At 69.6% G+C, this 21132-nt stretch carries 14 protein-coding genes; 8 read left to right on the forward strand and 6 right to left on the reverse strand.

Features of this window, described 5'->3' with window-relative positions:
- Window positions 1–7: 7 nt before the first annotated feature.
- The 3 genes from CG723_RS01125 to CG723_RS01135 are packed head-to-tail and all read left to right on the forward strand — an operon-like array spanning window position 8 to window position 7044.
- Window positions 8–2749, forward strand: coding sequence for a bifunctional glycosyltransferase/CDP-glycerol:glycerophosphate glycerophosphotransferase (locus CG723_RS01125; protein ID WP_100591248.1), 2742 nt, complete (start codon window positions 8–10; stop codon window positions 2747–2749).
- A 21-nt stretch (window positions 2750–2770) separates the two neighbouring features.
- A complete protein-coding gene (locus CG723_RS01130) occupies window positions 2771–4246 on the forward strand; it encodes a glycosyltransferase family 2 protein (RefSeq protein ID WP_100591249.1) in 1476 nt (491 codons plus the stop codon).
- Between the two features lie 50 nt (window positions 4247–4296).
- Window positions 4297–7044 (forward strand): bifunctional glycosyltransferase/CDP-glycerol:glycerophosphate glycerophosphotransferase, encoded by a 2748-nt coding sequence (locus CG723_RS01135; RefSeq protein ID WP_100591250.1) that lies wholly within the window; start codon window positions 4297–4299, stop codon window positions 7042–7044.
- A 22-nt stretch (window positions 7045–7066) separates the two neighbouring features.
- Here the strand turns inward: CG723_RS01135 and CG723_RS01140 are convergent, their stop codons facing one another.
- Both CG723_RS01140 and CG723_RS01145 read right to left on the reverse strand, forming a co-directional pair.
- The gene (locus CG723_RS01140) at window positions 7067–7417 is read right to left on the reverse strand and encodes an NYN domain-containing protein (RefSeq protein ID WP_100591251.1); all 351 of its coding nucleotides are present in this window, start codon (window positions 7415–7417) and stop codon (window positions 7067–7069) included.
- Entirely contained in the window at window positions 7414–8349 is a 936-nt protein-coding gene (locus tag CG723_RS01145; RefSeq protein WP_100591252.1) for a hypothetical protein, read from the reverse strand. The genes CG723_RS01140 and CG723_RS01145 overlap by 4 nt, the downstream gene beginning before the upstream one ends.
- A 59-nt stretch (window positions 8350–8408) precedes the next feature.
- On the opposite strand from CG723_RS01145, the gene CG723_RS01150 reads away from it, so the two are divergent.
- The 5 genes from CG723_RS01150 to CG723_RS01170 all read left to right on the forward strand — a co-directional run bounded on the left by CG723_RS01150 (window position 8409) and on the right by CG723_RS01170 (window position 15223).
- Window positions 8409–9626 (forward strand): CapA family protein, encoded by a 1218-nt coding sequence (locus CG723_RS01150; RefSeq protein ID WP_100591253.1) that lies wholly within the window; start codon window positions 8409–8411, stop codon window positions 9624–9626.
- A gap of 230 nt (window positions 9627–9856) precedes the next feature.
- Window positions 9857–12091 (forward strand): HAMP domain-containing protein, encoded by a 2235-nt coding sequence (locus CG723_RS01155; RefSeq protein WP_100591765.1) that lies wholly within the window; start codon window positions 9857–9859, stop codon window positions 12089–12091.
- 6 nt (window positions 12092–12097) lie between these two features.
- Window positions 12098–13651 (forward strand): poly-gamma-glutamate synthase PgsB, encoded by a 1554-nt coding sequence (pgsB, locus tag CG723_RS01160; protein ID WP_100591254.1) that lies wholly within the window; start codon window positions 12098–12100, stop codon window positions 13649–13651.
- A complete protein-coding gene (locus CG723_RS01165; protein WP_100591255.1) occupies window positions 13648–14130 on the forward strand; it encodes a poly-gamma-glutamate biosynthesis protein PgsC/CapC in 483 nt (160 codons plus the stop codon). The genes pgsB and CG723_RS01165 overlap by 4 nt, the downstream gene beginning before the upstream one ends.
- A gap of 22 nt (window positions 14131–14152) precedes the next feature.
- On the forward strand, window positions 14153–15223 hold the full coding sequence (locus tag CG723_RS01170; protein ID WP_100591256.1) for a C40 family peptidase: 1071 nt from the start codon (window positions 14153–14155) through the stop codon (window positions 15221–15223).
- Window positions 15224–15299: 76 nt separating this feature from the next.
- Here CG723_RS01170 and CG723_RS01175 read toward each other — a convergent pair whose 3' ends face one another.
- The 4 genes from CG723_RS01175 to CG723_RS01190 all read right to left on the reverse strand — a co-directional run bounded on the left by CG723_RS01175 (window position 15300) and on the right by CG723_RS01190 (window position 20882).
- Window positions 15300–17432 carry a 3-hydroxyacyl-CoA dehydrogenase NAD-binding domain-containing protein gene (locus CG723_RS01175; protein WP_100591257.1) on the reverse strand — a complete coding sequence of 711 codons (2133 nt, stop codon included), beginning with the start codon at window positions 17430–17432 and terminating at the stop codon, window positions 15300–15302.
- Entirely contained in the window at window positions 17429–18655 is a 1227-nt protein-coding gene (locus tag CG723_RS01180) for a thiolase family protein (protein WP_100591258.1), read from the reverse strand. Before CG723_RS01180 ends, CG723_RS01175 begins: the two co-directional genes overlap by 4 nt.
- 134 nt (window positions 18656–18789) lie before the next feature.
- Window positions 18790–19500 carry a hypothetical protein gene (locus CG723_RS01185; RefSeq protein WP_100591259.1) on the reverse strand — a complete coding sequence of 237 codons (711 nt, stop codon included), beginning with the start codon at window positions 19498–19500 and terminating at the stop codon, window positions 18790–18792.
- Between the two features lie 98 nt (window positions 19501–19598).
- Window positions 19599–20882, reverse strand: a complete 1284-nt coding sequence (locus tag CG723_RS01190) for an HRDC domain-containing protein (RefSeq protein ID WP_100591260.1) — start codon at window positions 20880–20882, stop codon at window positions 19599–19601.
- Window positions 20883–21132 lie beyond the last annotated feature (250 nt).

The raw sequence follows: 21132 nt of genomic DNA on the forward strand, positions 1-21132 counted from the left end.
GCCGCGCATGAATTCCTATGACGTCACGCTGGTCGTGCCGGTCTACAACGTGGAGCAGTACCTCCACGAATGCCTGGACTCCATCGCGGCGCAGACCGTCTTCGAGCGCTGCGAGGTCATCCTCGTCGACAACGGCAGCAGCGACGGTTCGTACCGGCTCTGCGCGGACTTCGCCCTGCGGCATGCCAACGTCACCGTGCTCGTACGCCACGGGGGCGGCGCCGGAGCGGCGCGCAACCTCGGGATGGACCGCGCGACCGGTGCGCGCATCGCGTTCTGCGACTCCGACGACGTCCTGCCGCCCACCGCCCTCGAACGCCTGCTGGACGCCGCGGTCACCACCGGTGCGCAGGTCGTCGTGGGCGCGATGGAGACGTTCCCCAAGGCGACCCGCTGGGCCTGGAAGGACCATTTCGGCAAGGGCGACCGGACGTTCGCGAGCATTGCGGAGGCGCCGGAACTGGTGCACAGCGCGAGCGCCTGCAACAAGCTCTTCGACCTGTCCTATCTGCGTACCCACCGCATCCGCTTCGCGGAGGGCGTCCACTTCGAGGACGCCTACGTGGGCGTCACCGCCCTCGTCCGCGCCAGCCGCATCGCCCTGGTCGACGCGTGCGTCTACAAGTACCGCAAGCGCGCCGCGGGGAACTCGACCATGGACGCCATCTGGACCCGGCGGCAGAACTACTGGGACCACCTCCAGCTGGTGGAGTACCTGCACGGACTGGGATCGGCCGTCCCCGCGTCGTCGCGCGCCGTGCTCGATCTCTTCCTCGTACGGAGCTATCAGGGTTTCGCGCTACGGGCGCCCGAACTCTTCCAGGGGGCGGAGCTGGAGGAGCTCTACGCGCGGTGCCGCGCCGTCTACTGGAACGTCTCTCCCGACGTGGTCGTCGCGGCCACGGCCGACGGGCGCCACCGGGTGGCCTACTACGCGTTCATCACCGGGGACTTCGGCCTCTTCGCCGACCGGGCGGCCCGGCTGCACGGGATCTCGGTGCGCGACGGCCGGCCGTACCTCGCCGACGCGGTGCCGGACGGGCTGGCGCCGCTGGTGGAAGCCACACCCTTCACCGCCCATGTGGAGCACGTCCGCCGCCTTCCCGGCACCAGGATGCTGCGCATCTCCGGCCGGTTCGAGGTCTGCGGCATGCCGCTGGTCCGGCCGCTGCCCGGGCGCCTGGGCCTGCGCGTGCGGGGGAGCCGTCTCAGCGCGCCCGCCACGCAGGTCCGCCGGCGCGACATGAAGAACCTCCGGCCCGACACGGAGTGGGGCGGCTTCACCGCCGACCTGCCCCTCGACGCACTGCGGCCGGGCGTCCACGATCTCGAATTCGTCCTCGACACCGAAGGCGGCCAGACGGTCACCCCGTGCCTGGTCGCCGCGGGCTTCCTGCGCGGGGCACGCGTCGTACGGCACCGGGGGACGAGGGTGGTGCCGCACTGGCGGGGGAGCAACCGGGCGATCCTCATGGTCGTCGGCTCCTCGCGCGGGCTCGGCAGGCGCATCCGGGGCGGCCTGCTCGCCAAGGACGCCAAGCACGTGCTGCGCAGGCGGCCGTTCTGGAAGCAGCGCCTTGCCCGCCTCCTCACGAAGCCACTGTTCCTCGGCAGGGACATCCGGCTGTTCGGCGAGCGCGGAGACACCGCGCAGGACAACGGCCGGCACCTCTTCCGTCACGAGCGCACCGCCGGGAAGCGCCGCGGGGCGTACTACGTCATCCGGGCCGGCAGCCCCGACCGTGCGCACCTGGCGGGTCTCGGGCATGTCGTCGCGCACAGCTCCTGGAAGCACAAGCTGCTGATGCTGCACGCGTCCGCACTGATCAACGCGTACGACATCGACACCTACATGCTGCCCGACGGCTGGGACCGGACCCGCTATCTCAAGCACCTGAACTGGCGGGTGGGCGCCCGCCGGGTGTTCCTCCAGCACGGAGTGACGGACAAGGACGTCAGCAAGGGCCTGCACCGCAACCGCACGGGCGTCGACCTCATCCTCGCGGTGAGCCGGCACGAGGGAGAGTTCCTGTCGGCCGAACTCGGCTACGAGGGGCAGGTGGCGGTCACCGGCTTCCCCCGCTTCGACGCGCTGGTTCCCGACCGCGGCGGGCGCCGCATCCTGTTCATGCCGACGTGGCGCGCCTACCTGACCGTCCCCTCGTACAGCCGTGACGGCGGTGGCGGCGAGGCCGAGCGAGCCATGCAGGACCGGTTCCTCGCCTCCACGTACCGGGACTTCATGGTCCGCTTCCTGAACGACCCGGCTCTCCTGGCCGCCCTGGAACGCTACGACTACACCCTGGACTTCCTGCCGCACTACGAAATGCGCGCGGTGGTCGGCGAGATGGCTCCGGACCACGAGCGGGTCCGCATCATCGACCAGAACGAGATCAGCGTGCAGGACGCGATGCGCCGATGCGATCTCTTCATCACCGACTGGTCATCCACCGCCTTCGACGTCGCCTACCTCGGAACTCCCCTTGTCTACGCGCAGTTCGACGCCGAGGAGTACTGGGACGGGCATTACCGAAAAGGGTATTTCGACGCCCACCGTGACGGCTTCGGACCCGTCGGGGAGACCGTCGAGGGCGTGGTGGGCGAAGTGATCCGCTATGTGCAGCGCGGATGCGAAAGAGAACCTGAATACCTGCGCAGGGTCGAGAAGTTCTTCGAGCACCACGACCAGCAGAACAACGTGAGGGCGTCGGAAGCGATCGAACGTCTCATTCGGGGGTTGAACCATTGATGTGGCGTGTCAGGAGGAAGCATGTCCCAAGCCAGCCGTGACGTGACCGTCGTCGTGCCGTTCCGCGATGTCCAGAATTTCTTCTCCGAATTCCTGGCCTCGGTGGCGGCACAGACGGCTTTCTCGCGTGCGCACGTGATACTCGTCGACAATGGCAGCACCGATCACTCGGTGGGTATCGCGAGTGAATTCGCGGGTCTGTACCCCAATGTCGACCTGGTGGCGCAGCCCCACGGGAGAGCCGGCGACGCGCGCAACATGGGTATGGACATGGCCGCGACGCCGTACATCGTCTTCTGGGACGCCGACGACATCGTTCCCGAGCGGTCACTGGAAGTGCTGCGGAACACCATCATCAAGACCAGGGCCACCGTCGTCGTGGGCCGCGAGAAGCATGTCCCGAAGCCGGTCAAGGCGCCCTGGCACAAGTACTTCGGCAAGAACGTCAAGACGGTGGACAGCGTCGTCGACATCCCCGACCTGATCCACTCGGCGTCCTGCTGGAACAAGATCTTCGATCTCGACCTGCTGCGCTCCCAGGGGATCCGGTTCGGTACCGGCACCGCCTTCGAGGACGCCTACGTCTCGATCCCCGCGCTGCTCCTGGCCGAGCGCATCTCGCTGGTCGACGCCCCCGTCTACGAGTACCGCAGGCGCGGGGACGGCACGTCCGTCATGGACACCCTCTGGGACCTCCCGCAGAACTACGCCGACCAGCTGGTGATGCTGGAGTACCTCGCGGCGATGCGGGAGCAGCTGACGCCGTACCAGCAGGAGACGCTGGAGAGGTTCCTCATCCGCAGCATGCAGGGATTCCTGCTGAGGGCCCCGCGCATCCTCAGCGAATCCGAGTGCCGGCAGCTCTTCGAGCGGTGCCGCGCGCTCTACTGGGGGATCACTTCCGAGTCGTTCGTCCGCAGCACGAACGACACCCGGCACCGGCTTCCCTACCTCGCGCTGCACTTCGGGGACTTCGACCTCTTCCACCGCCCGGCGTCCGTCCTCGGCCCGGTCTACGGCCGTGAGGCGGACCTTTACGTCGACTACCCGGGTACGTCCTGGGCGCTGCCTCTCACGAAGGTCACGTCGGTGCCGGCCCGCATCGAGGGAATCGCCGCCGGTGACGGCGGGACCGCGGTCGTCCACGGGCGATTCTCCGTGAACGGGATTCCCGACGAACTGCTGGAGAAGATCGAACTGCAGGTCTGGTTCGAACGCAGCGGCAAGACCCTTCCGGCGGTGAACCACGGGCAGCTCCACGACCGGACAGGTCAGGGGGGAGCCGCCTTCAGCGTCACGCTCGACCCCCGGGAGTTCCCGGCCGGCGCCTTCCCCGTACGGCTCGTGGTGTGCACCCGGGGCAGAAACGTCTCGCGGCCGTGCGGTGTGTCGCCGGGCGTTGTCCAGCAGCCCCCCGTGGCCGGCTTCCACGGCCTCACACGTATCGCCACCGAGGGCTCGGACGCCCGGCTCGTCATCGAGTCCACGCAAGCCTGACCAATATCCGCTCCAGAGATGGGGTATTCGGCAGAAAACAGGAGTCATAAGTGTTCGATCCCGTCTACGACGTCGCCGTCGTCGTCCCCATCTTCAATGTGGAGAGATATCTCCAGGAGTGCCTGGACTCGCTGGCGCGCCAGACGATGTTCGACCGCTGCCAGGTGATTCTCGTCGACAACGGCAGCAGCGACAGCTCGCCCGCCATCGCCGCGGGATTCGCCGCTCGGCACCAGAACGTATGGGCTTTCGTCCACCCCACGGGGAAGGCCGGCGGCGCCCGTAACGCGGGAATGGACCTGGTCAGTTCCCGCTACATCACGTTCTGCGACTCAGACGACGTACTGCCCGAGGACGCCCTCGAAGTCATGTGGCGGACCGCCGTGAAGGAGCGCGTGCCGCTCACCATCGGGCGCATGGAGACGTTCCCGGAGCCGACCAACTGGCCCTGGCTCCGCTACTTCGGGACGAATGTTCAAGTACATCCCGGAATCGAGAACATTCCTGAGATGATTCACGGCGGAAGCGCCTGCCACAAGCTTTTCGACGTCGAGTTCATCCGCGCGAACAACATCCGGTTCCGCGAAGGCGTGCATTTCGAGGACGCGTTCTTCTCGGTTCCCGCCATGCTCCTCGCGGACCGCATCGCGATGGTGCCCAGCACGGTCTACCAGTACCGCAAGCGCGCCGCCGAGGACTCCACGATGGACAAGCTGTGGGAGCGCAAGGCGAACTACTGGGACCACCTCCTGCTGGAGGAGTACCTGATGACGCTCCGCCCCCGCCTCTCCGGCCACCGGCAGGAAGTCCTCAACCGGTTCCTGGTGCGCAGCTACCAGGGCTTCGCACTGCGTGCCCCGCAGGCCATGGACGAGCAGGAGCTTTTCCAGCTCTTCACCCGGGCCCGCGCCGTCTACACACAGCTCACGCCCGACGCGGTCATGGCGTCCACCCATGACACCCGCCACCGCGTTCCGTTCCTCGCGATGTACATGAACTGGTTCGAGCTCTTCGCGCGGCCGGAGCACGCGATCACCGGTGTGTACGGGCGGGCGGGTGACCTCTACCTCGATCTCTCGGTCCCGAGCGCGCTGCTCCCGCTGACCAAGGTCTCCTCCACCAGCGTGCACGTGGAACGTGTCCAGGAGGACCCCGAGTCCGACGGGATCGTCGTGGCCGGCCGCTTCGTGCTCAACGGACTGCCGATGAACCGGCCCATGCGCAACCCCATGCAGCTGTGGCCGGAGACGAGCGGCCAGATGGTGACCGCGCGGCAGGTGTGGCGCAGCGACCTCAAGGCGACCCGTGACGATCTCGAATGGGGCGGATTCGAGGCGGTGGTCCCCGTACGGGCCATCAAGGACGGCGAGTTCCCGCTGAAGCTGGTGTTCTGCACCTCCGGCCGCGACGTCTCACGCACGTGCATGACCACCACCGCGATGCTGCGCAGCGCCCGAGGCATGAACGTCGGGGGCCGCTGGGTCCTGCCGATGTCGAAGGGCAAGGACAACGCCGTTCTGCTCGTCCGGGAGGTGCAGGGCAAGGGAAGGGGAGCTGACAAGGACTGGGAGGAGTTCCTCCAGGGCATGGACGAGGACCAGAAGAAGCGCAAGGCGCCCTTCTGGCGGGCCCGCGCCATCCGGCGCGCCACGCTCAGGTTCTTCCGCCGCAAGGAGATCTGGCTGATCGCCGAGCGCAAGGACACCGCGCAGGACAACAGCCTGCACCTGTTCAGATACCTGCGCACGCACGAGCGCCGCCGCAAGGCGTACTACATCATCGACAAGGACAGCGCGGACCGGGCCAAGCTGAAGCGCCTGGGGAACGTGGTGGCCCACAGCTCGTGGAAGCACAAGCTGCTGATGCTGCACGCGTCGCTGCTGATCAACGCCTATGACATCGACTCGTACATGCTCCCCGACGGCTGGGACCGCGGGCAGTACCTCAAGCACCTCAACTGGCGCGTGGGCGCCAAGCGGGTCTTCCTCCAGCACGGGGTCACCGACGAGGACGGCAGCAAGGCCCTGCACCGCAACCGGACCGGTGTGGACCTGGTGTTCGCCACCAGCGACCGGGAAGCCCAGTACTTCTCCGAGCACATGCACTACGGCGAACAGGCCAAGGCGCTCGGCTTCCCGCGCTTCGACGCGCTCCAGCCGGACCGCGGCGGCCGCCGCATCCTCCTGATGCCCACCTGGCGCAAGTACCTGACGATCCCCTCCTATCTCCAGCAGGAGGGTGCCGACCAGGACGCCGTCAACGAGATCTTCCGCGAGTCGGCCTACCGGGACTTCGTCGTACGGCTCCTGCGCGACCCGAAGCTCATGGAGGCGCTGGAGTACTACGACTACACACTCGACTTCCTGCCGCACTACGAGATGCGGAACATGATCGACGGAGTCGTGCCGGACCACCCCCGGGTGCAGCGCCTGGACCAGACGAAGGTCAGCGTGCAGACGGCCCTGCGCCAGTGCGACCTGTTCATCACGGACTGGTCCTCGGTCCACTTCGACATGGCCTACCTCGGCACACCGCTCGTCTACGCCCGGTTCGACCCGGACGAGTACTGGGCGAAGCACGCCAGGAAGGGCTACTTCGAGGCGGAGCACGACGGATTCGGGCCCGTGTGCGGCAACGTCGACGAGGTGGTGACCGAAGTGATCCGCTACCTCGGCAACGGGTGTGCGCGCGAGCCGGAGTACGACCGCAGGGCGCGGGCGTTCTTCGCCTTCGAGGACCGCGACAACTGCGCCCGCGCGACGGCCGCGATCGCGGAGCTCGCGGCGTCGGACCGGTAAGGCGTGTTGCGGCCCGCGTGCCTCACGCGGGCCGCACCGTCCGCGGCCCCGCACACGTCGCGCCCGACTCACCCACGCGGCGGCGCAGTTCACGGTCGGCGGTCACCACGGTGCACGGCCTTCCGGCGGCGGCGACCAGCTCCACGATGTGGTCGTCCCCGCTCCCTGTCGCCGACTCGACCCGTACACCGGGTACCGACTCCACGCCGCGTGCCGCGCCCTCCACGACGAGCACGATGTCGACGCCCTCGCGCTCGGCGTACGTCACCAGGCTGTCCCGCAGGCGTTCGGCCGCGCCCCGTCGGTCGCGCCACCAGCCGTCGGGGACCGAACCGACGACATTGGCGCCGTCGACGATCAGGAGCATGGTCATGAGGTCCCGCCCTTCTCCCACGCGGCGGTGACCCGCCGCATCGCCTCCACGGCGCGCCCCGTACGAGGGGCGTCCGTACGCAGCGCGTTGGCGAACTCGACGTGCAGGAACGGCACATGCTCGGCGGCCGCCTTCGCGCCCTGCACATTGGTGTGCCCCTCGAGCGGACAGGAGCGTACCCAGGCACGGCACACGTCGAAGTCGCGCGCACGCAGTTCGTCGGCGAGCAGCCGGCCATCCGCGCGGCCCTCCCGGCCCCGCCCCGTCGACGCGATCACGTCGCGGCCGGGCGCCGAGTCGTCGGCGAAGCCATGGATCTGGAGTCCGGGGAGTCCGCGCTCCGCGAGCTCGTCGCAGAACGCGTCGAAAACGCTGTCCCTGCGGTGCGCGACGTCCGCCGCGTCACCCGTGCCGGCTTTGCGATGTGCACCAGCAATTACGAGGACGCCGCCCTGGCCGCCGCGCAGGACGCCCACCGCGAGCCGCTCGGTGTTGCGGTCGGCGACCGGGTGCGGGACCTGCACGGACCAGCGTGCGGGGGAGCCGGTCTCCACGTACACGCGCCCCCAGCCGCGAGGCGCGCGGCCCTGCTCGGTGCGGTCGGCGATCTCCGCGTACCGCCGCCCGGTGGAGCTGTCCGTGACGTTGTCGAGCGAGAGGTCGATTTCGGACAGGCGCTCCCTTGCCTGGTCCGCCTGGCCGGCGAGCAGCAGCCGGAGACCGCTCGCGGCCGTGTGCCGCTCATTGCGTGTCGGGGACCGGTAGCCGGTTGAGGGGGTGAAGCGCGCGGTGTAGTCCGTGACCCGGGTCAGCAGGTCGACGCCCGTCCGGCCGCCGGTCCCTGCGCCGGGAGCGCGGCTGGCCGCCGGCTCTTTCCGGTGCGTGATCCCGGCCACGAGCGCGGTCGCAACGACCGCTGCGATCAGCAGCATTGTTGCAATCGTTACCGTCTTCGTCCTGTTCGTCCTCATGCTTGTATAAAGATAGCCCGGTGAATAGACGCCCCTCCCGCCGGTCGTGGTCCGGCATAGCCCTGTCCGCGCTGCTCGCGGGAACCGCGGCCTGCGGCCCCTTCGGCTCGGACGACGGCAAGGCGGCCGCGGACGGCCCCTCGTTCACCGTCGCGGCGGCCGGAGACATCCTCATCCACCCGCAGCTCACCGAACAGGCGCGCAAGGACGCCAAGGTGACCGGCCGGGGCGAGAAGGGCCTCGACTTCGACCCGATGCTGGCCGGGGTCAAGCCCGTCATCAGCAAGGCCGACCTGGCCATCTGCCACTTCGAACCGGTCGCCGGCAAGCCCGAGGGCCCCTTCGAGAGCTACCCCGCGTTCCTGGTGCCGCCGCAGATCGCCACCACCATCAAGCACGTCGGTTACGACACCTGCTCCAGCGCCTCCAACCACACCCTCGACCATGGCGTCGCCGGTGTGCAGAACACGCTGAACGTCCTCGACCGGGCGGGCCTGAAGCACACCGGGTCGGCACGCAGCGCCGCCGAGGCGGCCAAGCCGCTCATCATGGAAGTCAAGGGCGTCAAGGTCGCCCAGCTCTCGTACGCCTTCGGGTTCAACGGCAACGAGATTCCGGCGGACAAGCCCTGGCTGGTCAACCAGATCGACTTCAGGAACATCGCCGCGGCCGAGAAGCGGGCCCGCGCCGCGGGCGCCGACGTGGTGATCCTCAGCATCCACTGGGGCCGCGAGAACCAGCCGAACCCCAGCCGCTCCCAGCTCCAGCTGGGCCGCAAGCTGGCGCGCGAGACCGGCATCGACCTGATCATCGGCCACCACGCGCACGTGGTGCAGCCCATGGAGAAGGTCGACGGCACCTGGATCGCCTACGGGCTCGGCAACCAGATCGCCCGCCACGACGTGCCGACCGGCCTCACCGAGGAGGGCGTCATCGGCTGGTTCGAATTCACCAAGAGGGCCGGGAAGTGGGACGTACAGGCGAAGTACGTGCCGACGTTCACGCAGATCCCGCCGGACCCGGACGAGTCGGGCAATCTCCCCAAGGGTGCGGTCGAGAACCACCGGCTCGTGGACATCGCGGCGGCCCTGCGGGACGGCCGGGGTGACGGTGACACGAAGCTGAGCGAGCAGCAGCGCGCCCGCTACCGCCTGGCCTTCGAGCGCACGGAGGGCACGATGCTCAACCGCGGCGCGGCCAAGGACGGACTCGCCCCGCTGGAGCCGCTGCCCGAGTAGGACCTCGGCAAAGCGACGCTTGTCACCTTTTTCCTCACCAGTACAACCCTTTGACTTCGATGTGGGTCAGATGTTTCCGGATCGCACTCCTGTGCGTTCCGGTGCGCGCAACCCCCACGGCCGCGGAGCGACTTTCGCGTGTCCGGACGCGCCCCCACGTTCCAGAGAGGAGCCCTCCGTTGGCCGCTTCGCGCCAGAAGCGGCGGCACAAGGTCCGCCGACGGGCCGACATGTCCCTGCTGGGCGGCATACGTCCGCCCATCGCAGTGCTGTCGGTTCTGCTCCTCGCCCTCGCGGGCATCACCGCCCTCACCCTCGGCCGCGTCGGTCACGACCGCGTACCGGAAGCCGTCCGCACCTCGCAGCAGCACTTCGCCGAGGACGGGGCCATCGGCCTGCGCGCCTCCGTCGACGAGGGCGTCACCGACCTCACCAGGACGGCCGCGCTGTTCAGCGCCGGCGATCCGGTGTCGGCCGACGCCGTCCTCGACAAGATCGGCAACGTCTACCAGAAGTGGATGGGCACCGCCGTCGTCGAGATCAAGTCCGGCAAACTCCTCGCCGCTCGCGGCGAGAACGTGCCGCTGACCGCGATCGACCGCGCCAAGCTCTCCGACGACAACGGCCTCGCCCCGCGCATGGTGCGCCTCCAGAACGGCGAGACGCGCCTGCTCACCTTCGCGCTCCTGAACTGGAAGGGTCAGCCGCAGCAGCTGCTCGTCGCCTCCAACAGTCTGAAGTTCCCCGGCATCAGCCTCGGCGAGTTCCGCTCCATCGCCGTCATCGACCAGGCCGGCACGATCCTCAGCAGCGACGGCATCCCCGAGCCCGAGCAGGTGCTCACCGACCTTCAGCGCGCCGAGGTCAAAGAGTCCAACCGGCAGCTGAAGGCCTTCGCGAAGAGCGCCGCCGGCAAGGCGGAACAGCACCCCATCAAGTCCAAGGAGCCCGGCTCCGGCGGCTTCCTCGGCGTCAGCGGCAGCCTCAGCGGCGACCGCTACATGGGCGAGCGGTCCGTCGCCGGCTACGCCGCGCTCGCATCGCCGCAGCCCGGCGAGCCCACGGTCGCCACCGGCCTCGGCCTGACCGTCGTCGCCATGGTCAAGGTCGCCGAGGACCCGGCGGTCACCGCCAGCCCGATGTTCGGCCTGGCGGCCGCGGCCGCCCTGCTGCTCATCGGCGGCCTCACCGTCACGCTGCTGCTCGGCACCGTGCAACGGCCACTGATCAGGCTGTTCCTGGAGAGCCGCCGCATCACCCGCGGCGACCTCGCCCGGCCCGTCGCCGTGCCCCGGCGCGGCGAGGCCGCCAGGATCGGCGCGGCCCTGGAGCGCCTGCGCCGCCAGCTGCTCGGCGAACTCCCGCAGCCCGCTGCGCCTGCCCGCCGCCGCTTCGGCGCCCGCTCGCTCCTCGCGGTCGCCGGGGTCCTGCTGCTCGTCTGGTCGGGCCCCCTGCTGCTCATGCTCAACCGCGCCGGCGACACCGTCGTCGTACCCCAGCAGATGGTCAACGACCAGCGCGAACGCACCGACACCCTGTCCGACCGGGTGCGCCGCGCGCTCAACGAGGGGCACGCCGACCTGATGTCGGTCGCCTCCCTCATCGGCGACCGCACCAAGCCCTCGCAGATGACCGAGGTGCTCGAAGCCACCATGAACGAACACGAGCGCTACGAGTCCCTCTATGTACTCGACGCCCAGGGCAACGTCCTCGCCAGGTCCGGGCACGGCCCGCACAACGAGAAGGGCGAAGGTCCCTCGGCGCAGCCCATCCGCGTCCTGGACGACCAGGGCAAGAAGCCGGTCATCGTGGGCACCGCCGAACTGCCCGGCCGCCAGGGTGCCGCCGTGGTCGGCGAGTTCCGTATCGACTTCCTCAACTCACTGCTCAAGCGCCCCGGGCTCGGCGACGTCCGGGTCGTCGACGCCGAGCGGCGCGTCATCGGCGGCAACACCGGCTATCTCGCCTTCCACAAGCTGCCCGGCAACCGCCTCGACGAGCTCGCCGACGGCACCAACCAGAAGGTCGGCATGAGCCCGCGCCCCAGCGGGGTCCTGTTCCGTGACGGCGGCGACATCCAGATCGCCGCGGCCGCCCCCTTCGTCGGCGGCGGCGCGGCCAAGTCGCTCGGCTGGACCGTCGTCAGCTGGCAGCCCGCATCGAGCCTCGCCATCCCCGAGTACAGCCTCCAGAACCGCACGGTCCTGGCCGGTCTGCTCGGGATCACCGCGGCGGCCGCCTGCCTGGGCTGGCTGCACATCGTCGTCGTACGGCCCCTGCGCGACCTGGCCCGGCAGGCCGAGTCGCTCGCGGACGGTGACCGCAAGACCGTCCTGTTCCCACGCCACCACGACGAGGTCGGCGCCGTCGCCCGCAGCCTGGAGCTGATCAGGCAGCAGGTCCAGAGCCAGCAGCGCAAACGCGACGGCGGTGCCCGCACGCCCGCCGGAGCCGGAAGGAACTAGAACCCCGTGCTCTTCCTCTACACCGTGCTCGTGGTGTGCGGAGCCGTCCTGCTGATCGCCGGAATCGTCGAACAGCGGCGGCACTTCGCCAACCTCGAACACATACCGACCCGCGTCCTCGTCAACGGCATTCGCGGCAAGTCGTCCATCACGCGCCTGTGCGCGGGCGCCCTGCGCGGCGGCGACCTGACCACGGTCGCCAAGACGACCGGCACGGCGGCCCGCTTCATCCACCCCGACGCCACCGAGGAACCGGTCTACCGCAAGTTCGGTATCGCCAACGTCGTCGAGCAGATCGGCATCGTGCGCCGCGCCGCCGCCTACAACCCGGACGCGCTCGTCATCGAGTGCATGGCCGTCATGCCGGCGCTCCAGGAGATCAACCAGTCCAAGCTGATCCGCTCCACCATCGGCGTCCTGTGCAACGTCCGTGAGGACCACCTCGCCGAGATGGGCCCCACCCTCGACGACGTGGCGCGCTCGCTGTGCCGCTCCATGCCGGAGGGAGGCATCTGCGTGACCGCCGAGCAGGAGCGCTTCCACATCCTCCAGGAGGAGGCGGACGCCAGGGACTGCAAGCTGATCTACGCCGACCCCGAGACGGTCAGCGACGAGGAGCTGCGCGGGTTCAGCTGGTTCACCTTCAAGGAGAACGTGGCGATCGCGCTGACCGTCGCCGAGCTGGTGGGCGTCGACCGGGACACCGCGCTCCAGGGCATGTACGACGCCCCGCCGGACCCCGGAGTCCTCTCCGTCGAGCGCTATCTCACGCACGACAACAAGAAGCTCCGTTTCGCGAACGTCTTCGCGGCCAACGACCCCGAGTCGACGCTGATGAACATCAACCAGCTCCTCGACCTCGGTGCCATCCACCGCCCGCTGAACGTCGTCATCAACTGCCGCCCGGACCGCGTCGAACGCAACGGCCAGATGGGCGAGATCATCCCCGAGCTCGATCCGGACCAGGTCTTCGTCATCGGCCACCCGGCCAAGTCCGCCATCGACGCGATCCCGGCCGCCTACCGGGACCGGGCCGTGGACCTCGGCGGCGACCGGCGTGAGGCCGAGGAGTTCATGGGCAAGCTGCTCGGCAGCCTCGGCCCCGACTCCTCGCTCGTCGCCATCGGCAACATCCACGGCCAGGGCGAGCACCTCCTGGAGCACCTCGCCGAACTCCCCGCGGACGAGTCCGACGACCCGGCGGACCGCTTCGAGCCCGCCGAGTCCTCCTGGCAGGACGCACCGGCCGTGCCGGAACACATCGAGACGGTGCAGCTGTACGCGCCCCGCATCGACCCGTACCAGCAGTACCCCGAGGCGTACGAGACGCGCTACACGCCCCCGCTGCACATCCCCGTGCAGCGCGACGCGGACCACCCGCATCCCGGGTACCAGGATCCGCAGCCGCTCCGCGAGGCCTGGCCCGCGGTCACGCAGCACCAGCCCGTCCAGCCGGCCGAACAGACCGTCCCCCGTGGCCCGTTCGAACCGCGCATCCCGCCCGCACCTCCCGCCGAAGACCCGCAGCAGTGGCACAGCAGCCCAGGAGAACCACGTTGATCCCCACCGTCCTCACCCCCGAGATCGCCGCGATCGGCATCGCGATCGGGCTGCTGTTCTCCCTGGTCTGCTACCTCACGACGAACCTCTCGCCGGGCGGAATGATCACCCCGGGCTGGATCGCGCTGACGCTCGTCGAAGACCTCCAGCGCGCGGCCATGGTCGTCGGCGTCACCGTCCTCACCTATGTGGGCACCCTCCTGATGCAGCGCTACGTGATCCTCTACGGCAAGCGCCTGTTCGCCGCCGTCGTGCTGCTCGGAGTGACGCTCCAGGCCACCGTGATGATCGTCCTCTCCCTCGAGTTCCCGCTGATGTACGCGAACCAGACCCTGGGCTTCATCGTCCCCGGCCTCATCGCCTACCAGCTCGTCCGCCAGCCCAAGGGCCCCACGATCCTCGCCACCGGCTCGGTGACGCTGATGGCGTACGTCGTCCTCACCGCCGGAATCCTCCTCGGCGTCATGCCGTCCGCCTGAACCACCCACCGGAGCCGACCCCATGAGTGCCAAGAAGAAGCACCCCGTCCTGCACACCGCGATCGTTCTGTCGCTGCTCGGCGGCAGCGCCTATCTGACGGTGGAGCTGCGCAAGGACGAGCAGGCGAAGGCGCCCGCCGTCCAGGCCGTCACCGACACCCCGCTCCTGGAGTCCAGCACGGGCCAGCAGGGCGGCGAGCGGAACTGGGAGCGGCTGAAGAACCCCGAGCGTTCCGTCCTGCGCGGCGAGGGGGGCCAGGTCCTCGCGACCTTCACCGACAGCGCGCGCACGGCCACGCTCAAGGGCCCGAGCCGCACCTTCACCGAGCCCGCCAACACCAAGTCCCGCGTGGTCACCGAGGACTGGGTGCGCCTCATGCCGGAACCCTGGCGCAAGGGCGCGGAGAAGGAGAAGTGGTTCAAGGACTGGTTCAAGGAGTTCTACGGGAGCGAGGAGGACGACATCTTCGCCTTCGCCTTCCAGTACCTGGAGGGCGCCCCGGTCAAGAAGGACGACGAGGGCATCGCCTACGGCGGTGACGCCAACTTCGGGCCGATCAACCCGAACGGCAGCGAGGGCAACGACCTGCGCGACGAACTCTCCGACTTCTACGACTACCTGGGCATCCCGTACACCTTCCGGGACGGGGTCACGCAGCAGCCCGAGACCAAGCGCGCCCGGTCCGTCGACTGTTCCGGCTTCCAGCGTCTGGTGTGGGGCTACCGGGCCCGCTACCCCCTGATGTCCTCCGACAAGTCGGGCGACGGTCTGCCGCGCACCGCCAACGGCATGGCCCGCTCGGACGTCGGGGCCGACATCATCCCGCTCAAGGGTGTCGGCGCCGCGGACCGGCCCCAGTCCATCGACGTGCTCCAGCCCGGAGACCTCGTGTTCTTCAAGCTCGACGCCCGCACGAATCAGCGCCTCGACCACGTCGGTCTGTACATGGGCCACGACACGGACGGCCACATGATCTTCGTGTCGAGCCGCGAAGAGGTCAACGGCCCGACGATCGGCGACAAGGGCGGAACGTCCCGCCTCGACGGCAACGGCTACTACGCGAGCACCCTGCGCAGCGCGAAGCGGCTCTGAACCCGCGCCGCGGCGTCCGCAAACGCCGGTGCCCGGCACGCCAGTCGGCATGCCGGGCACCGAAAACGCCGGGGAGTTACGCCGGAACGCTGGCCACGCCCTGCGCCAGGAACCGCTTGCCGGTCACCCGCTCGCTGACGCCCTCACGGTCCAGGTACGGCGTGATGCCGCCCAGGTGGAAGGGCCAGCCGGCGCCGGTGATCAGGCACAGGTCGATGTCCTGCGCCTCGGCGACGACACCCTCGTCGAGCATGAGCCCGATCTCCTGCGCCACCGCGTCGAGCACGCGGTCACGGACCTGCTCCTCGGTCAGGACGACATCGCCCTGCTTGAGGAGCGCGGCGACCTCGGGGTCCAGCTCCGGCTTGCCGGAATCGTAGACGTAGAAGCCGCGCTTGCCCGCCTTGACGACGGCCGCGAGGTTCGGGGACACCGTGAACCGCTCCGGGAAGGCGCGGTTCAGGGTCTCCGAGACGTGCAGACCGATCGCCGGACCGACGAGCTCCAGGAGCACCAGCGGGGACATCGGCAGGCCGAGCGGCTCGACGGCCTTCTCGGCGACCTCGACCGGGGTGCCCTCGTCGATGACGTTCTGGATCTCGCCCATGAAGCGGGTGAGGATGCGGTTGACGACGAACGCCGGGGCGTCCTTCACCAGAACCGCCGTCTTCTTCAGCTTCTTGGCGACACCGAAGGCCGTGGCCAGCGAGGCGTCGTCGGTCTGCTCGCCGCGGACGATCTCCAGGAGCGGGAGGATCGCGACGGGGTTGAAGAAGTGGAAGCCGACGACCCGCTCGGGGTGCTTCAGCTTCGACGCCATCTCGGAGACCGAGAGGGACGAGGTGTTGGTGGCGAGGATCGCGTGCGCCGGGGCGACCGCCTCGACCTCCGCGAACACCTGCTGCTTGACGCCGATCTCCTCGAAGACGGCCTCGATGATGAAGTCCGCGTCGGAGAAGCCCTCGGCCTTGTCCAGGACACCGGAGACGAGCGCCTTGAGGCGGTTGGCCTTGTCCTGGTTGATGCGGCCCTTGCCGAGCAGCTTCTCGATCTCGGCGTGGACGTAGCCCACACCCTTGTCGACGCGCTCCTGGTCGATGTCGGTCAGGACGACCGGCACCTCGAGGCGGCGCAGGAAGAGCAGCGCGAGCTGCGAGGCCATCAGGCCCGCACCCACGACGCCGACCTTGGTGACCGGACGCGCGAGCGACTTGTCCGGGGCGCCTGCCGGGCGCTTGCCGCGCTTCTGGACGAGGTTGAACGAGTAGATACCCGCGCGCAGCTCGCCGCCCATGATGAGGTCGGCGAGCGCCTTGTCCTCGGCGTCGAACCCGGCCTGCAGGTTCCCGTCCTTGGCGGCGGCGATGATGTCGAGGGCGCGGTACGCGGCCGGGGCGGCGCCGTGCACCTTGCTGTCGGCGATGAACTTGCCGCGCGCGACGGCCTGGTCCCACGCGTCACCGCGGTCGACCTCGGCGCGCTCGACGGCCACGTCGCCCTTGAGGACGTTCGCCGTCCAGATCAGCGACTGCTCCAGGAAGTCGGCGCCCTCGAAGATCGCGTCGGCGATGCCGAGTTCGAAGACCTGCTTGCCCTTGAGCTGGCGGTTCTGGTTGAGCGAGTTCTCGATGATGACCGAGACGGCCTTGTCGGCGCCGATCAGGTTCGGGAGCAGCGCGCAGCCGCCCCAGCCCGGGACCAGACCGAGGAAGACCTCGGGGAGCGAGAAGGCCGGGAGCGCCTTGGAGACGGTGCGGTAGGTGCAGTGCAGACCGACCTCGACACCGCCGCCCATGGCCGCGCCGTTGTAGTACGCGAACGTCGGCACGGCGAGGCCCGAGAGGCGCTTGAAGACCTCGTGGCCGCCCTTGCCGATGGCCAGCGCGTCGTCGTGCTTCGTGAGGAGCTCGACGCCCTTGAGGTCGGCGCCGACGGCGAAGATGAACGGCTTGCCGGTGATGCCGGCGCCGACGATCGTGCCCTCGGCCGCCTCCTTCTCGACCTGGTCGATCGCGGCGTTCAGGTTCGCGAGCGAGGCCGGGCCGAAGGTGGTCGGCTTGGTGTGGTCGAAGCCGTTGTCGAGCGTGATCAGCGCGAACCGGCCCGCACCGAACGGCAGGTCGAGGTGGCGTACGTTCGCCGACGTGACGACCTCGTCCGGGAACAGCTCGGCGGCGCCCTTCAGGAGCTCAGCGGTGGTGGTGCTCACTTGTCGCCTCCGGCGTCCTTGTGGTGCGGGTTCTCCCAGATGACCGTGGCGCCCATGCCGAAGCCGACGCACATCGTCGTCAGGCCGTAGCGGACCTCGGGCTGCTCCTCGAACTGGCGGGCCAGCTGCGTCATCAGGCGCACGCCGGACGAGGCCAGCGGGTGACCGAACGCGATGGCGCCGCCGTACTGGTTGACGCGCGCGTCGTCGTCGGCGATGCCGTAGTGGTCCAGGAAGGCGAGGACCTGGATGGCGAAGGCCTCGTTGATCTCGAAGAGGTTGATGTCCTCGATCGACAGACCGGCCTTGGCGAGGGCCTTCTCCGTGGCCGGGATCGGGCCGTAGCCCATGACCTCCGGCTCGACGCCCACGAAGGCGTAGGAGACGAGGCGCATCTTCACCGGGAGGTTGTTCTCGCGGGCGAAGTCCTCGGACGCGATGATCGACGCCGTCGCACCGTCGTTCAGACCGGCGGCGTTGCCCGCGGTGACGCGGCCGTGCACGCGGAACGGCGTCTTGAGGCCGGACAGGTTCTCCAGCGTGGTGCCCGGGCGCATCGGCTCGTCGGCGGTGACCAGGCCCCAGCCGGTCTCGCCGACGTCCGGGTTGGTGTTGCGCACGGAGACCGGGACCAGGTCCTGCTGGATCTTCCCGTTCGCGTACGCCTTCGCGGCCTTCTCCTGCGAGCGCACGGCGTACTCGTCGGCGCGCTGCTTGGTGATCTGCGGGTAGCGGTCGTGCAGGTTCTCGGCGGTCATGCCCATGAACAGGGCCGACTCGTCGACGAGCTTCTCCGACACGAAGCGCGGGTTCGGGTCGACGCCCTCGCCCATGGGGTGGCGGCCCATGTGCTCGACACCGCCGGCGATGACGGCGTCGTACGCGCCGAAGGCGATGGAGCCCGCGGTGGCGGTGACGGCGGTCAGTGCGCCGGCGCACATGCGGTCGATGGAGTAGCCGGGCACGGACTGCGGGAGGCCCGCGAGGATGCCGGCGGTGCGGCCGAGGGTCAGGCCCTGGTCGCCGATCTGCGTGGTCGCGGCGATGGCGACCTCGTCGATCTTCGCGGGGTCGAGGGCCGGGTTGCGGCGCAGCAGCTCCCTGATGGCCTTCACGACGAGATCGTCGGCGCGGGTCTCGTGGTAGATGCCCTTCGGGCCCGCCTTGCCGAACGGGGTGCGGACGCCGTCGACGAAGACGACGTCCCTGACGGTACGAGGCACGATGGCTCTCCTCCAGATGCGGGATGGCACTGCCGCGCGGCGCGTACCCGGGGTGCGGGAAGCGCGCTGCGAATACCGTCATGCTACTTGCGGGTAACCAAGACGTGTAGTCCCCCCGGCCGGAGCGGCGAAGGTCACACCGCGCGATCGAGAACCGAGCGCACCACGGGCCCCGCCGAAGCCACGACGTCACGGACGAACCGCACCCGTCCCACCCCGAGCCCGCGCAGCGCCGAGCCGTGGTCGCAGGCGACGACGAGCGCCGCGGCGAGAAGCAGCGCCCGCCACCCCAGGAGCACCAGGCGCCCCACCGGGCGCGGCACCCGCGCGAAGGCTTCGCGCAGCCGCTCGCAGTGGAACGGCACATGCCGCTCCTCGTCGGCGAGTATCGCGCCCGCCACCTGCGTCGTGAGCCCGTCGTCGGTGCCGTCGCGCAGCGCCCGGTAGTAACGCAGCGCCACGACCTCGGCGACCATCAGGACCAGGAGTTCGAGCCGCAGCCCGAGAAGCCGGCGCAGCCGGACGAAGACGGTGTCGCTCCAGTGCGACGCGAGCGGCGGAACGCCGCCGGCGCCGAGCAGCAGTCCGAGCAGCCGGGCGTGGTTCTGCTCCTCGGCCACGAACAGCCGGACGGCACGCGCGTACGGGGCGTCGCCCGCCCGGTCGGCCTTGGCGATCAGATTCGCCCCGTCACCGCTCTCACCGATCTGGAAGCGCCGCACGCTCCGCCAGATCGCGGTATCCACCCGCGCGCCCCGCTCCCAGGCGGGTTCCCCTGCCGCGGCCCGGCGCTCCCGCTCGACCTCGAACTCCCACACCCATCCCGCGTACCCCCTGGTGATCATGGGGTGACGTTAGACAGGCACTCCCCGCCGATACGAGCGAGGAGGGCCGACCGGTACGAAACCGCGACGAACGCGGGGCGCCGCGCGGGGCGGCCGGGTCAGGCGGTCTGCTTCAGCGCCTCGGCGAGCAGCGGCGTGACCTGCTCTATCTGCCAGGGCCGCGCCCCGTACCCGCGCAGCGCCTCGGCCACCGCCGCCTCGGAGCGGTCGCCCGGGGGCTCCCAGCACACGCGGCGGACCGTGTCCGGAGTGACCAGGTTCTCCTGCGGCATGTTCAGCGTCTCGGCCAGCGACGACACCGAGGCCCGCGCCGCGGAGAGCCGCGCAGCGGCGACCGGGTCCTTGTCGGCCCAGGCCCGCGGGGGAGGCGGCCCGGCGAGCGGCGCCCCGGGCTGCGGCAGCTCCGCGTCGGGCAGCTCCTTCGCCCGGTCCACGGCCGCCTGCCACTGCTCCAGCTGACGCCGGCCCGTGCGGTGCCCGAAACCGGGCAGCGCCGCCAGTGCGTGCACATTCGGGGGAAGCGAGAGCGCCGCCTCGACGATCGCGCCGTCCCCGAGCACCTTGCCCGGCGACACATCACGCCGCTGCGCGATCCGGTCCCGCGCGGTCCACAGCTCCCGCACGACGGCCATCTGCCGGCGGCGCCGCACCTTGTGCATCCCGGACGTGCGCCGCCACGGGTCCTTGCGGGGCGGCGCGGGCGGCGCCGAGGCGATGGCGTCGAACTCCTGGTGCGCCCAGTCCAGCTTGCCCTGCCGGTCGAGCTCCTTCTCCAGCGCGTCCCGCAGGTCCACGAGGAGCTCCACGTCCAGCGCGGCGTAGCGCAGCCACGGGTCGGGCAGGGGACGCGTCGACCAGTCGACGGCGGAGTGGCCCTTCTCCAGTACGTAGCCGAGGACGTTCTCCACCATCGCGCCGAGCCCCACGCGCGGGAAACCGGCCAGGCGCCCGGCGAGCTCGGTGTCGAAGAGGCGGCTGGGGACCATACCTATCTCGCGCAGACACGGCAGGTCCTGCGTCGCGGCGTGCAGTACCCACTCGGCGTCGGCGATCGCGTCGCCGAGGGCGGACAGGTCGGGGCACGCGACGGGGTCGATGAGCGCGGAGCCCGCGCCCTCGCGGCGCAGCTGCACCAGGTAGGCGCGCTGCCCGTAGCGGTAGCCGGAGGCTCGCTCGGCGTCGACGGCCACGGGCCCGGTGCCCGCGGCGAAGGCCGCGACCACCTCGGCCAGGGAGGCCTCGTCGGCGATCACCGGCGGGATGCCCTCGCGCGGCTCGAGCAGGGGGATCGGCACCTCCGCAACAGAGCCGCCGTCGTCCGGGGGTGCGCCCCCGGTGGTTCGCAGTGAAGTGTCTGCTGCGGTCTCTTGGGCGTCGGTCACCTGTCAAGGGTATCTGCCCGTACGCATGCCTGACCTGCGTGTTCTGGCCATTGGTCAACTGACCTGCGAAAACGCGTGTCGACAGGTCGCGGTGCGTCTGGGGGGTTCTCGCACCAGAGTGCCCGGAATATGCACTTTAGTGCCAATAATCCATACTCGATCTACAGCCGTGGGAAGGCCCTCTTGTCGGGACTTGCACCGCGAGGGACACCGAAAAGGGTCCGCCAGCGAGCTGACGGACCCTCGTGAA

The organism is Streptomyces sp. CB01635, from assembly GCF_002803065.1.
GTDB lineage: Bacteria > Actinomycetota > Actinomycetes > Streptomycetales > Streptomycetaceae > Streptomyces.

Coding starts and splice junctions, on each gene's coding strand:
- CG723_RS01125 (WP_100591248.1), top strand. CDS start 8: ATGAATTCCTATGACGTCACGCTGGTCGTGCCGGTCTACAACGTGGAG.
- CG723_RS01130 (WP_100591249.1), top strand. CDS start 2,771: ATGTCCCAAGCCAGCCGTGACGTGACCGTCGTCGTGCCGTTCCGCGAT.
- CG723_RS01140 (WP_100591251.1), bottom strand. CDS start 7,417: ATGACCATGCTCCTGATCGTCGACGGCGCCAATGTCGTCGGTTCGGTC.
- CG723_RS01145 (WP_100591252.1), bottom strand. CDS start 8,349: ATGCTGCTGATCGCAGCGGTCGTTGCGACCGCGCTCGTGGCCGGGATC.
- CG723_RS01155 (WP_100591765.1), top strand. CDS start 9,857: ATGTCCCTGCTGGGCGGCATACGTCCGCCCATCGCAGTGCTGTCGGTT.
- CG723_RS01170 (WP_100591256.1), top strand. CDS start 14,153: ATGAGTGCCAAGAAGAAGCACCCCGTCCTGCACACCGCGATCGTTCTG.
- CG723_RS01185 (WP_100591259.1), bottom strand. CDS start 19,500: ATGATCACCAGGGGGTACGCGGGATGGGTGTGGGAGTTCGAGGTCGAG.